The organism is Vibrio phycocola, assembly GCF_054404255.1.
In genome coordinates this window covers 14,139-28,662 of sequence record NZ_JBTAMQ010000013.1, presented here as the reverse complement: position 1 = coordinate 28,662, position 14,524 = coordinate 14,139, and the positions used below count along the sequence as shown (strand labels likewise).

General features: G+C 43.2%; 10 protein-coding genes. 2 read left to right on the top strand and 8 right to left on the bottom strand.

Annotated elements, in window-relative coordinates; genetic code table 11:
- Nucleotides 1–9: 9 nt before the first annotated feature.
- The 8 genes from dusB to ACXJY6_RS15920 form a co-directional block, all read right to left on the bottom strand.
- Nucleotides 10–984 carry a tRNA dihydrouridine synthase DusB gene (dusB, locus tag ACXJY6_RS15955; RefSeq protein WP_456052325.1) on the bottom strand — a complete coding sequence of 325 codons (975 nt, stop codon included), beginning with the start codon at nucleotides 982–984 and terminating at the stop codon, nucleotides 10–12.
- 142 nt (nucleotides 985–1,126) lie between these two features.
- Nucleotides 1,127–2,011: a 50S ribosomal protein L11 methyltransferase gene (gene prmA, locus ACXJY6_RS15950; protein WP_458768932.1), complete on the bottom strand. Its 885-nt coding sequence runs from the start codon at nucleotides 2,009–2,011 to the stop codon at nucleotides 1,127–1,129.
- 140 nt (nucleotides 2,012–2,151) lie between these two features.
- Nucleotides 2,152–3,495 (bottom strand): acetyl-CoA carboxylase biotin carboxylase subunit, encoded by a 1,344-nt coding sequence (gene accC / locus ACXJY6_RS15945; RefSeq protein WP_456052327.1) that lies wholly within the window; start codon nucleotides 3,493–3,495, stop codon nucleotides 2,152–2,154.
- A gap of 14 nt (nucleotides 3,496–3,509) precedes the next feature.
- On the bottom strand, nucleotides 3,510–3,971 hold the full coding sequence (gene accB / locus ACXJY6_RS15940) for an acetyl-CoA carboxylase biotin carboxyl carrier protein (protein WP_458768931.1): 462 nt from the start codon (nucleotides 3,969–3,971) through the stop codon (nucleotides 3,510–3,512).
- 62 nt (nucleotides 3,972–4,033) lie between these two features.
- Entirely contained in the window at nucleotides 4,034–4,483 is a 450-nt protein-coding gene (aroQ, locus tag ACXJY6_RS15935; RefSeq protein ID WP_456052329.1) for a type II 3-dehydroquinate dehydratase, read from the bottom strand.
- Between the two features lie 415 nt (nucleotides 4,484–4,898).
- On the bottom strand, nucleotides 4,899–6,845 hold the full coding sequence (gene acs / locus ACXJY6_RS15930; protein WP_458768930.1) for an acetate--CoA ligase: 1,947 nt from the start codon (nucleotides 6,843–6,845) through the stop codon (nucleotides 4,899–4,901).
- A 209-nt stretch (nucleotides 6,846–7,054) separates the two neighbouring features.
- A complete protein-coding gene (locus ACXJY6_RS15925; RefSeq protein ID WP_458768929.1) occupies nucleotides 7,055–7,678 on the bottom strand; it encodes a 3'-5' exonuclease in 624 nt (207 codons plus the stop codon).
- A 12-nt stretch (nucleotides 7,679–7,690) separates the two neighbouring features.
- Entirely contained in the window at nucleotides 7,691–9,517 is a 1,827-nt protein-coding gene (locus tag ACXJY6_RS15920) for a putative nucleotidyltransferase substrate binding domain-containing protein (RefSeq protein WP_458768928.1), read from the bottom strand.
- A 236-nt stretch (nucleotides 9,518–9,753) separates the two neighbouring features.
- Between ACXJY6_RS15920 and ACXJY6_RS15915 the strand changes: the two genes are divergently transcribed.
- Nucleotides 9,754–10,920: a 3-phenylpropionate MFS transporter gene (locus tag ACXJY6_RS15915; RefSeq protein WP_456052333.1), complete on the top strand. Its 1,167-nt coding sequence runs from the start codon at nucleotides 9,754–9,756 to the stop codon at nucleotides 10,918–10,920.
- Between the two features lie 151 nt (nucleotides 10,921–11,071).
- Nucleotides 11,072–14,512, top strand: coding sequence for a PAS domain-containing hybrid sensor histidine kinase/response regulator (locus ACXJY6_RS15910; RefSeq protein WP_458768927.1), 3,441 nt, complete (start codon nucleotides 11,072–11,074; stop codon nucleotides 14,510–14,512).
- Nucleotides 14,513–14,524: the final 12 nt, after the last annotated feature.

Genomic DNA, 14,524 nt, shown 5'->3' with positions numbered 1-14,524 from the left:
GCTCTTCTCTTAATTGTATGATGCAATGTTATCAAAATACCCATTCAAGGCGTCAAGTTGCAGCGGGGCTGCTTCTATAGCATTGAAGGTTCTGCGAAATTCACTTGCTTCTTCATGTTCTTTTAGATACCACCCAACGTGCTTACGCGCTATACGGGGGCCTAGGTACTCGCCATAGAAATGGTGGAGTGCCTGAACATGACCAAGTAGTATATCTTTTACTTTTTCATTTGGAAGTTGCGGCATTTTTGTACCGTTTTCCAAATAGTATTGGATTTCCTGAAAAATCCACGGTCGTCCTTGAGCAGGGCGGCCAATCATCAATGCGTCTGCACCAGTGTATTCCAGTACATATTTTGCCTTCTCGGGACTATCAATATCACCATTGGCAATAATCGGTATCGAGACGGCTTGTTTAACCGCTTTAATGTAGTCGTATTCTGCTTTACCTTTGTACATGCATGCTTTTGTTCTTCCATGAAGAGCAAGAGCTTGTATGCCACAATCTTCGGCGATATGAGCAATATGAACACAGTTCTTATTGTTAGTATCCCAGCCGGTACGAGTCTTTAATGTTACTGGAACATCAACCGCATTTACTACCGACGTTAGAATTGACCGAATCAATTCTGGATGCTGGAGTAAGGCGGAGCCCGCAAGCTTCTTATTCACTTTCTTAGCAGGACAACCCATATTGATGTCGATGATTTGCGCACCGTTCTCAACACTGAATTGTGCCGCTTCAGCCATTAATTGTGGGTCAGAACCTGCGATTTGCACCGAACGAATACCGGATTCGCCTTGATGCACCATTCGCTGTTTTGATTTCGAGGTTTTCCACGTTGCAGGGTTGGAAGACATCATTTCACTGACGGCCATCCCTGCACCATATTGAAGACATAACTCGCGAAATGGTCTATCTGTTACGCCCGCCATTGGGGCAACGATAAGATTATTCTTAAGTTGGTAGTTTCCTATCTTCAAAATACCTACACAGATCATTAATGGTAAGGGCGCGCATTTTACGCATTTTTTTAGGAGCTGAAAAGCCTAATATTTAACCATTTAACAATTGTTTTTGTAAATTGTCTATATTTCAATCAATTAAGTTAAAAATAGTCTTCTTCTATTGTTTATGACCTGAAATTCGACACCATTCTTGCTTCTCTATGATCGGATCCAATTTCAATTGGTCTTGATAGTAGGTCGCAACGTCATTCGCTTGGGTATCGAGAACACCAGACATCGCAAGATAACCTTGTGGTTTCATTAACCCTTTAATAACACCGGAAAGTTCACGTAGAGGGCCTGCAAGGATATTTGCCACTACAACATCGGCAAGTAAGCCTTCTGGCTGATCTTGTGGAAGATAAAGCTCAAGTTGGTCTTCGACACCGTTTCGCTGAGCATTATCTCGTGATGCTATTAGTGCTTGAGGATCGATGTCGATGCCAATGACTTTCGCTGCACCAAGTTTGATTGCCGCAATTGCGAGAATACCGGAGCCACAACCGAAATCGATGACGGTTTTTCCATTTAGATCTAAGCCATCGAGCCACTCAAGACAGAGTGCTGTTGTTGGGTGTGTTCCTGTTCCGAATGCTAAGCCGGGATCAAGCATAACATTCACTGCTTCAGGGTGAGGGATTTCACGCCAGCTTGGGCACACCCAGAGGCGTTCACCAAATTGCATCGGATGGAAGTTATCCATCCACTCACGTTCCCAATCCTTATCTTCTATTTGCTCTACTTTATAAGCAAAGTCTGCCGTAAGCATCTTACTGGTTTTTATCTGGTTGATAATCGAATTGGTATCGCTATCTGCATCGTAAAGCGCAAGTATGTCCGTGTCGCCCCATAAGCGAGTTTCACCGGGAAGTGGCTCAAAGACAGGCGTATCCTTGGCATCTAGAAAGGTAATGGACAATGCTCCAGTCTCTTCCATTAGCATGTCGCCTATTTGTTCGGAGTTGTCATTTGTGGCGTTGAGTTTGATTTGAATCCAAGGCATAGCTGTTAATCTTGTTCTGGGGTTGAATGGGCGAAAGTGTATCAGATATTGATGTGCTTTTGTGATTATCCCTTTTTGATTTTGGATGAAAAACAAACAAAAAAGCTCACCGAAGTGAGCTTTTATTAACAACTTTCTACTTATTGGAGACCGAGTTTCTTCTCTAGATAGTGGATATTCGCTCCACCATGTTGGAAGTTTTCATCAGCCATGATGACTTGTTGAAGTGGAATATTGGTTTTAATGCCTTCAATAATAAGTTCGTTGAGTGCATTTTTCATTCGAGCTATCGCCACATCGCGGTTTTCACCGTAACAGATTAGCTTACCAACCATTGAGTCATAATAAGGTGGTACAGTGTAATCGGTGTAGATATGAGAATCCCAACGAACCCCTAAGCCACCAGGAGTATGGAAGCGTTCAACTTTACCTGGAGAAGGTAGGAAGCTAACCGGGTCTTCTGCGTTGATTCGACATTCGATTGCATGCCCACTGATTTTAATGTCATCTTGAGTAAATGATAACGGTTGACCAGCGGCAATGCGAAGTTGCTCTTTGATCAGATCGACACCAGTGACCATTTCAGTGACTGGGTGCTCAACTTGAATACGAGTATTCATTTCGATGAAATAGAATTCGCCATTTTCATAGAGGAATTCAAATGTACCAGCACCACGGTAACCAATTTCGATACACGCACGAGTACAACGCTCACCGATAAATCTGCGCATTTCAGCAGTAATTCCCGGAGCTGGAGCCTCTTCGACTACCTTTTGGTGACGACGTTGCATTGAGCAATCACGCTCACCTAGATGGATTGCACCACCCTGACCATCAGCAATAACTTGAACTTCAACGTGACGAGGGTTTTCAAGGTATTTTTCCATGTAAACAATGTCGTTGTTAAACGCAGCTTTTGCTTCTGTTTTTGTCATCTGAATAGATTGAATGAGCTCAGCTTCACCACGTACCACTCGCATACCACGACCACCACCGCCGCCAGAAGCTTTGATGATAACTGGATAGCCAATACGTTTAGCAATAGCTTTATTTTTTGCGTCATTGGTTTCTAGTGGACCATCTGAACCTGGAACGCATGGAACGCCAGCTTTCTTCATTGAGTTGATCGCGGAAACTTTGTCGCCCATTAAGCGAATTGTTTCTGCTTTCGGTCCAACAAAAATAAACCCAGACTTCTCTACCATTTCAGCAAAATCGGCATTTTCTGAAAGGAAGCCATATCCAGGGTGAATCGCGACCGCACCGGTGATTTCAGCCGCAGAAATAATCCGTGGGATATTTAGGTAACTTTCCATACTTGATGCTGGACCGATACACATGGCTTCATCAGCTAAAAGAACGTGTTTTAAATCACGATCGGCAGTTGAGTGTACTGCAACGGTTTTAATTCCGAGTTCTTTACACGCGCGAAGTACCCTAAGGGCAATTTCACCTCGGTTGGCAATAACTATCTTATCTAGCATTTTGAGCGCCTCGATTATTCGATTACAACAAGTGGTTGGTCGAATTCAACTGGTTGGCCATCTTCAACAAGGATGGCTTTAATAACACCTGATTTATCGGCTTCAATTTGGTTCATCATTTTCATTGCTTCAACGATACATAGTGCGTCGCCAACATTGACGCTTTGGCCAACAGTAACAAATGCTTTCGATTCAGGGCTTGGTGCACTGTAGAAAGTTCCGACCATCGGAGAAAGAACTTGATGTCCGGCCTCAACCGCTGGAGCTGCTTCTTCTGTGGCTACTGGAGCCGCTGATGGAGCGCTAACCGCAGGAGCTGCTACTGATGGTGCTGCCATTGCTGGAGCTTGAGAGTAGACAGGAGCATTTCCATACCGGCTGATTTTTACTGACTCTTCGCCTTCGGAAATTTCTAGCTCAGCGATGCCTGATTCTTCAACTAATTCGATTAGCTTTTTAATTTTACGAATATCCATTGTATTTTCTCTTTTATCTTGTGAATAAGACAACTCTCATTTAAGAGCTGCAGAGTGATTGATTACTGATTCTGCAAGTGATTAATCGCTGCAGACAGTGCGAATTGGTAGCCTTGTGCGCCTAACCCACAAATCACACCTTGTGCCTTATCAGACAAGTAGGAGTGATGACGGAAGGCTTCACGGGCATGAACATTTGAAAGATGAACTTCAATAAATGGAATCGCGACCCCGAGCAATGCATCACGAAGCGCCACACTAGTGTGTGTAAAAGCCGCTGGGTTAATGATGATAAAATCCACTTTATCGTAAGCATTATGGATGGCTTCAAGAAGTTCATATTCACGATTGGATTGAAGATGATCTAACTCAACATTAGCCGAAGCTGCTTGCTCTGTTAATGTGGTAACAATATCAGCTAAGGTATTGGAACCATAATGTGCGGGCTCGCGTAAGCCGAGCAAGTTGAGATTAGGGCCATTAAGTACAAGAATTCGAAATTTTGCAGTCATTTTGCCGATATCTTCTATCATCGTGAGGGAATTCTAGATAATCCCATATTTTTAAACGTTTCACACAGGAAAATTTGTAAATTTTATGTACAAAACAAAGAATTAATGGAGATTATAGCTAATTAGCAACATTTAGCAGCAATTTACTGGTCTTATCACCTAGTTTAGTGGTTGTTTTACTCTAATTTTACGCGACCGTAAGCCTACGTGTTTTGACTCAATATGAAGCCAGACAAGGCTTAGCAAATGATTAACGCCGCTTAGTTATGATCTATCTTAGAATATATGACTGATTAGTGGCAGCGATGTTCCTGTCTATCAATCTTTTTTGACATAATGTCACAAAAAAAGCCACCGCGAGGGTGGCTAAAGACCATGTGGAACTAAGGACATGTTGAACCATGGGTAAAACGAATTAGAGCGCTTCTTTTTCTGCAATCAGTTTTTCTACTACGCTTGGGTCTGCCAATGTTGAGGTGTCCCCAAGGTTACTGGTATCGCCCGTGGCAATTTTACGTAAGATACGACGCATAATTTTACCTGAGCGTGTTTTAGGTAACGCATCCGTCCAGTGCAGAACATCCGGTGTTGCGATAGGGCCAATTTCTTTTCTTACCCAATCTTTCACTTCTTTATGCAACTCTGCATTTGGATAAACACCATCATTGAGCGTAATGTAAGCATAAATAGCTTGGCCTTTGATGTCGTGTGGAACACCAACGACAGCGGCTTCGGCAATTTTGTCGAATGATACTAATGCCGATTCAATTTCGGCTGTGCCCATTCGGTGACCAGAGACATTAAGCACGTCATCTACACGACCGGTGATCCAGTAATACCCATCTTCGTCACGGCGAGCACCATCACTGGTAAAGTACATACCTTGGAAAGTAGAGAAGTAGGTTTGCTCAAAACGCTCGTGATCGCCGTAGATGGTACGCATCTGACCTGGCCATGAATCGAGAATAACTAAGTTGCCTTCGGTCGCACCTTCAACAATATTCCCCATGTTATCGACAAGAGCCGGTTGAACACCAAAGAATGGGCGGCTTGCTGAACCCGGTTTAAGATCCGTCGCACCTGGAAGTGGTGTGATCAAGATACCACCAGTTTCTGTCTGCCACCATGTATCAACGATTGGGGATTTCTCGTTACCAATTGTGCGGTAATACCATTCCCACGCTTCTGGGTTGATAGGTTCACCGACCGAACCCATAATACGCAAACTTGTACGTTTCGTACCTTTGACGGCTTCATCGCCTTTTGCCATCAATGCACGAATAGCGGTTGGGGCGGTATATAAGATCGATACATTATGTTTATCGACCACTTCAGACATACGACTAGTGGAAGGATAATTAGGAACACCTTCGAATAAGATGGTTTTAGCACCATTCGCTAGTGGACCGTAGACTAAATAGGTGTGGCCAGTGATCCAACCAACGTCAGCAGTACACCAAAAGGTATCAGAATGCTGGTAATCAAAGACATATTTAAAGGTCATTGCGGCATAGACGAGATAGCCGCCGGTTGTGTGGAGAACACCTTTAGGTTTACCCGTTGATCCCGAAGTATAAAGAATGAACAATGGATCTTCTGCTTTCATTTCTTCTGGTGGGCAGTGGTCTGATACATTCGCTGCAGCTTCGTGCCACCATACGTCGCGGTGTGAATGCCACTCAACTTGACCACCTGTACGTTGATAAACCACCACTTTTTTAATCGAGCTTGTTTCAGGATTAGTTAATGCTTCATCGACATTTTTTTTCAATGGAACTGGACGACCGCCACGGACACCTTCATCTGCGGTAACGACTAGCTTGGCATTGGAATCAATAATACGACCAGCTAAGGCTTCAGGAGAGAACCCACCAAATACCACCGTATGTACTGCACCAATTCGAGTACAGGCTAACATTGCAACAGCTGCTTCTGGAACCATAGGCATGTACAAACAGACGACATCACCTTTGTGAACACCTTGCTCTTTAAGCACATTAGAGAAACGACAAACTTCTTGATAGAGTTGGTTAAAAGTGAGGGTTTTATCGTCGTTTGGATCGTCACCTTCCCAGATAATAGCAACTTCATCGCCACGCTCTTTTAGATGACGGTCAATACAGTTTTCAGACACATTCAATGTGCCGTCTTCAAACCAACGAATATCCACATGCCCCGTATCAAATGAGGTACTTTTAACTTTGGTAAACGGTTTAATCCAATTGACAATTTTACCTTGCTCTGCCCAAAAACCTTCAGGATCTGTAATCGACTGCTGGTACATGGATAAGTAAGTGTCGTTATCCGCATGTGTTGTCTCTTTAATGTTATCTTTTACCGGATAAATATTAACGTCACTCATGGCTGTTCTCCTTTTGAAAGCGGCAATTTCCTGAAGATTAATTATTGTGTTGAGCGAATCAGGATATTGAATAGCTATCACTTTTGTCCAAATCCCTCATTTCCTCAATTAGACTTTCGGATAAGTGATTCCATTCACACAAAATAATGGGATGTAATTGACTGTTTTAGAAGTTAAAGCCATGAACTGCAGTATTAAAAAAATATGGGTTATTTTGAGATAAACGGAGGAAGATCACCATTAGTAAGGCGAATATAGATAAGTGCGGCAGCAATGGCATCTTGAAGTGCATCATGCTTATCCTGTTGTGGTAAGTCGAGATGATGGCATATGGCGTCTAAGCTAAGGTCGAAGTAGGCATTTGGCAACTGCTTCTCTAACTGATCGTGATAGATCTGACTGACTTCGACGAGGCGGTTGGGTAGGGGAAATCCAAGCTGTTTTCGACAAGCAATATCGAGAATCGTTTTATCGTAACGAATGTGGTATCCAACTAACGTTCTATTACCAATAAAATCAATGAGTTTTATGAGTGCTTCTTTTTCTGTTAGACCATTGGCTAAGTCGCTGTGTCGAATTTTATGAATTCTGACGGATTGAGAGTCTAGAGACTGTGGTGCTCTTAGGCGAACTTCAAACGGATCACTGGTAATAATTCGATTTCCAATGATTTTCGTTGCGGCAATCGACACTAATTCGGCTCGTTTGGGATCGAGGCTTGTCGTTTCGCAATCGAGTGAGACAAACTCTTCCTTACTCGGCTTAGTGAATAAGAATTGATAAGGTGAACCTTTCAGTTTGTGATGCCAATAGCGGCGAAGTAACCAGTTCATTGTTGTGTGCTCTTATTGGCGAATTTGATAATGGTAAGCGAGCCACTGCTTAAATTTCTTAACGATGTGTAGGCTATGTCGCAATAGGTCCCGTTCTGTTCTATCTAGCTTGGATAGGTTTAAATTATTCCCCGTATCGTTTTGTTGTAATTGTTGGGCCAACCGTAATTTGAAGAAGTGTTTAAGAGCTTCGCTTAAGTTATCACTGGTTTCTTTCTCAAGTACTTTTTCATCAACTAGTGCTTCTAGACGCTCAAATGTGTTGGTTGCTGAGATTTTGTAATCAAGGCTAAGCGCTCGCACGCCATGAACAATCGGAAAAATCCCTCCTTGTTTTATATCGATACCAGATTTAGAGGACTTCACGTTGCCAAAAAGCGTTAATGGGAGTGAAAAATTAAGAGCTGGTTTGGTGAATTCTGCAATTAGTAATTCTTTTCCAGCCATCATGTCACTCAAATATTCTTTGACGGGACTGAGGAGTTGCTTATTGCCCGCGACTGCGTGAGCATCACTGAAAATAGACAGTTTCATCGTCCGTTCTGCATCGGCTTTATTCGCCCAGCGGTTTAGCGTCTGTTTCCATTCGGTTTGTGAGCGAACCCATTGAGGGTTATTGACCATGACTTTTCCAGTACAGAGTGGATAGCCCAGTTTGAGTAGGGTATGAATGAGTTCGTCTAATTCACTATGGTTTTCCTGCCATTGGAAGCCATCTTGAAGGATGAGAGCATTGTCCTGATCGGTTTTTAGAATTTGCTCTCCACGCCCCTCTGAACCCAATACAACTAAGCAACATTGATCGTGCAAAGAAGGTGGAATGACGAGACAGAAAGCCTTCTCAATAATCTGTTCATTTACAGCGGAAATAAGCTGCATAATAAAGCGTGTACGAATGCCATTGGTTATTAAACTGTTGACCAACTGACGTTGCCGGTTCGATGCGATGACGAGTTCTTCTACCGAGGCTGCTCGTGCAATACTTAAGCTGAGAACATGAGAATGAGTAGAAAATGCACTGAGAATCTGTGTCATATCGAGCATGCCAATAGCCTCATTGCCATCACATACCATTAAGCGCTTCACTCGGCGTCGGGTCATCATCACCATGGCATTAAACAGAAAATCACCATGATTCACATGCATAACTGGAAACGTTGCTACGTCACCGACGGGGGTATCGAGATTATATCCTTCAAGCATAACGGAATGAAGTAAATTGGTACGAGTCACGATAGCATACGGATGTTCAGCAGGGTGCTGTTGCAAACGAGGATCTGTTTCGTCTAGATGCACCAAAGCGGCATCGATTTTTTTCTCTTTGAGTTCTTTGGTGACAAGGTTTATAGGCTGATTTGGCGAAATGATCAGCGGCGGATGAAAAATATGATTGTCGACTTTTGTTAAGATAAACTCCGCTAAATTTTGTTGTTGCTTCGCCGCTTCAATAAGTGCTTGTCGCTTCGCGAGGTTATTATCAAAGTAGGCCGCAAATTCTCCGTTTTTATTGTAGAGTTCAAGAAACGTTTCTTTAGGCAGTAGATAGCTTAGGGTATCTTCTAAGGCGACATACTTATGCTTTACCTGCCCGCTAAAAATGGAACGTACATCGAACATGTCCTCATTGCCGTAGTGAGCAAAGATTTCATTGTTGTCTGCGCTGCGTTCCTCCACCACACCTTTAATTAAGATATGCAGTATTTGATTGTTTTCACCACAGTTTAATAGAGTATCGGTACTGCGGTAATAGGCAACATCGAGTGATGAACGTAGGAGCTTTTGCTCGACGACTGTTAATCGATCGAACGGTGGTAAATCCATATTGAATTTATCAGGCATAGCGGATTGTCCAGATAAAGTTGCACTCTCTTCAGTGTGGCAATTTCTATATTTTACTCCAGACGACTTTGGTCTAATAAAAGAGGAGTTTGAGCAAAATTTGGCTTAATGTATGACGTTGATAATGCGAGTTATATCAATATAAACAGAGATATAATAATTCCATGACTTTGCTTTAGTTGTTATGTCAGTCGAGGCATAATAGCGAGGTCTTTTCTGTCTTGTTGGCTTTCATCATGTTTCAAACCTCTCCATTTCGCTGGATATCTCAGTATTTTTTTGGCTTTTTCTTTGTATTTGGAGCTTATTTGCCTTTTTGGACACTTTGGCTGGAAAGCAAAGGAGTTTCCTCTAGTCAAATCGGAGTTATTCTTGGGCTTGGGTTTACCATTCGTTTTCTGGCCAATTTGACGATCACTCCTCGATTTAGTCGTGCAGAGCAACTGATTCCTGCGTTGAGGTGGATAACATCGATTGCTGTCGCCACACTCCTTGCGTTATGGGTCGGAGGAGATAACTTTTATTTGATTGCGGCGGGAACCATTCTTTTTAATTTGTGTTGTGGACCAATCGCGCCGATTTCTGATGCTGTCGCTAACTATTACGCCAAACTCGATTTGTTAGATTATGGTAAAGCGCGCTTATGGGGGTCGGTCTCTTTTATTTTGTCTTCTACGTTAGTTGGGTGGTCGGTTGCTCATTTAGGCAGCGACATGATTCTCACGATTGCGCTTGGTGGTACCGTTGTTTTGTTGTTGGCGAGTCTGCGTAGGGCAAACCCGATGCCAAGTAGCGGCCTCGATGTCCGTCCCATTCGCGTTAAATTGCATCAAGTTTTGCGAGAGCGACCAATTTTGTTGTTTATCTTATTGACCTCTTTGATCCAGGGTAGTCATGCAGCGTACTACAGTTTTAGCTCAATCTATTGGAAAGCCTCTGGTTACAGTGAAGAAACGATTGGATACCTGTGGAGTATTGGAGTGATTGCAGAAGTCATTGTATTTGCTTTAAGTCGCCGGTTACTCAAAGGCTGGACACTGCAAACAATGTTTACGATTGCTTGTTTGGCGGTGGTGGTTCGCTGGGGGTTAACGGCAGCAAGCACCAATTTTGTGGTTATGATTTCGATTCAAGCACTGCACAGTATTACCTTTGGTTTGGCTCATTTAGCGGCAATACGATATATTCAACTGGCGCCAAGCCACAAGATGGTGGCGATTCAGTCTCTCTATAATGCAATATCATTAGGTGGCTTCGTCGCGGTACTGACAAGCATCAGCGGCTGGGGTTACACGCACTTTGGAGGACAAATATTTTGGGGAATGGCAGCGCTTGGTGCTGTAGGGCTTTTTATTCGTTTACCCAAAATAGACAATGATGAAGCTAAAGTTGCAACAAGTTGATTATTCTAGTCAAAGCATCGCATGAACCACAGATTTGCTTGTTCAAATTGCTATATATTTTCATTCTTAGTTAAATAATTGTGAATATTGTTGGCAACTTGGTTTATTGAAGAATCGAGTTGCTATTCACAGCTTTAATTGGAAAGGGTATATGCAATCTTGGATAGTGATTCCCGTCCTTCTTTTCTATTTGGGCGTGTTATTTTTTATCGCTTGGTATGGTGATAAGCGTACCCATTGGATGGCGCGATGGCGTCCATGGATCTACAGTTTTTCGATCGCGGTGTATTGTACTTCTTGGACTTTCTACGGGACGGTAGGTCAAGCAGCGAAAAATCCATGGTCTTTCCTTCCTATTTATATTGCTCCCATCATCGTTTTTGTCTTTGGCTGGCGACTATTAGCTCGGCTAATGCTGATTGCTAAGCGCGAACATATTACCTCTATTGCTGACTTTATCGCTGCGCGTTATGGCAAATCTCAAGGCTTAGCCATGGTTACAACGGTAATTGCTGTCTTAGGAATTTTGCCGTATATCGCACTTCAATTACGGGGTGTGACAATGGGGATCAATATGATGGCCCCTGATTTTGGTGAAGCATTCAGTTATCAAAATGACCATGTTTCTTGGGTTGTCGTTGTGGTTCTTGCCATTTTCACCATGCTTTTTGGTACCCGGCACATTGATAACACCGAGCATCATCGCGGTATGATGATGGCGGTGGCCTTTGAATCTATTGTCAAATTAGTTGCGTTTTTAGTGGTAGGTTTGTTTATTGTTTATCTTAGTCTTAGTCGGGAAGATATTGACCTAATTGAAGTGGCGAAATCAACCTATCAAGAGCCAAAGTGGGCCACTCTTACTATTCACCTGATTCTTACAATGCTGGCGATTATCTGTTTACCTCGGCAGTTCCACACTTTAGTTGTAGAAAACGAGAAAGCACAAGATCTCCATTCGGCACGTTGGATTTTTCCACTCTATCTCGTCTTAATGGGCATATTTGTGCTTCCAATTGCGTGGGCGGGGCAAGCTTTATTACCTCCTGATATGGCGGAAACCTATGTATTGAGTGTTCCGAGTTTGGTGGGTGCCGATCTTGTTGCCTTGATTGCTTTTGTCGGTGGTACGTCGGCAGCAACAGGAATGGTTATCGTGTCAACTATCGCGTTGACCATTATGGTTTCAAATGACTTAGTCGTACCTTTACTGTTGCGGCGTTTAAAACTGTTTAAGCGCAGTCATCGGCATTTTTCTGAAACTTTACTTATTATCCGCCGAGCTTTAATTGTCATTCTGCTTGCAGGTGCTTGGGGTGTTTATCAAGTACTGGGTTCAATTCAATCTTTATCGGATATCGGCTTTCTGTCGTTTACCGCGATTGCGCAGTTTTCACCAGCATTGATTGGTGGCATGTACTGGCGAAAAGGAAACCGAAAAGGTGTGTATGTCGGTTTGGCGGTCGGTTTTGTTATTTGGTTGATTACCTTAATGACACAAGCGCAGATGTTAGCAGGAACGGCGGATACCAACTTATTAATATGGGTGCTAACACCGCCCGATATTATTGAGAACTGGGGATTAAGTCTATCTGATTGGGGAATGCTCCTGAGTGTCAGTCTGAACACTGCTTGTTACTTAGTTGTATCGCGTATCACCCGTTCCAGTTTAGCGGAGCGTCTACAAGCTGCCGCATTTGTTGGTACTCCTTTTCCTGACAATGAAAATATTTCTCTCTACCAAAGCCGAGTGACGGTTGCAGAATTGGAAATGTTGGCGGCGCGTTTTGTTGGCCGGACAAGAATGAAAAATGCGTTTCGTCAGTATTGGTCTCAGCAAGCACCTCAGTTGATGCCGAATCAACAAGCCCCAGCAAGCTTAATTCGACATACTGAGCGTGTATTAGCCGGGGTTTTTGGCGCTTCTTCAGCAAAATTGGTTTTGGCATCCGCTCTTCAAGGGAAAAATATGCACCTTGAAGAAGTTGCTACTATCGTTGATGAAGCGTCTGAGTTATATGATTTTAGCCGCAGTTTATTACAAGGAGCGATTGAACATATTGGTCAGGGAATTGCGGTTACTGATAAGCAGTTACGTTTAGTTGCATGGAACCAGCGTTATCTCGAGTTGTTTGAGTTTCCTCCTGGGTTAATTCAAGTAGGTCGGCCCATAGCAGATATCATTCGTCATAATGCACAAGGTGGCTTGTGCGGGCCGGGCGATCCTGAAGAACATGTTCGGCGACGTATCTACTATCTCGAACAGGGTAGTCGCCATACTTCGTCCCGAATTCGCCCAGATGGACGAGTGATTGAAGTGCAAGGAAACCCAATGCCCGGTGGGGGATTTGTGATGTGTTTTACTGATATCACCGTATTCCGTGATGCAGAACGAGCACTTAAAGAAGCCAACGAATCCCTTGAAGAGCGTGTTCAAAAACGAACCCAACAGCTTGAAAAGCTCAATCGTCGACTTGTATCGGAGACACAAAGAGCGGAACGAGAGTCGGCGTCGAAATCTCGTTTTCTTGCTGCTGTGAGTCATGATCTAATGCAACCGCTTAATGCTGCACGACTGTTTTCATCATCACTGGCTGAAATCGCTGATGATACCGAAGTGAAGCGATTATCTGGGAATATTGAACGCTCTTTGGGAGCAGGGGAAGAGTTGATTGGGGATTTGCTTGATATCTCTCGCTTAGAATCAGGTAAGCTTGAGGCAAATATCCGAGCGTTTGCGGTGAACGATGTCTTAGAAAACTTGAATGCCGAGTTTAGTGCTTTGGCTAAACAAAAAGGTTTGTCATTTCAAATGGTACGTTCGTCATTATTAGTGAAATCTGACCCTAAATTATTACGCCGAATTATTCAGAACTTCTTAACCAACTCGTTGCGTTACACTCATGGAGGCAAGATTCTCCTTGGTGTCCGGCGAGTCAATAATGAGGTAAGAATTGAAGTTTGGGATACTGGGATGGGAATTGATCCTGATAAGCAACAGGACATTTTTGAAGAATTTAATCAAGGTAGTCAAATTTCCACCGATCAAGGCTTGGGGCTAGGGTTGGCGATATCGAAGGGGATTGCTCATATTCTACGGCACCAAATAGCAATGCGCTCTTGGCTTCATAGCGGCAGTGTGTTTTCTCTTACCTTAGAGCGAGCCCAACAAGTCGATTTGGTAGCAGTAGCAGAAGCAACGAAACCGAGCAATTCAGACTTGAGCCAGATTAGAGTGCTTTGTGTTGATAATGAAGTGGATATTTTACGTGGAATGGAAGAGCTATTAGCACGCTGGGGATGCGAGATTAAATGTGCAACGAATCTTGTCGAAACAATCAGAATCTTAGATCAAAACTGGAAGCCAACATTGGTGTTGTCTGACTATCGACTCGATCATGATCGAACAGGGCTCGAAGTGTTGCAGCAATGCCGTTTGCGCTTAGGCAGTCGTTTCTCTGGCGTGATTATTAGTGCCGACAGAACCGATGATATGTTAGATGCCATTGAATCAAACGGTTTTTCTTTTCTTGCTAAACCTGTTAAGCCGATTAAGTTACGAGCTTTGTTAAATAGAGTAGCGACAAAATAACTGATAAAAAAC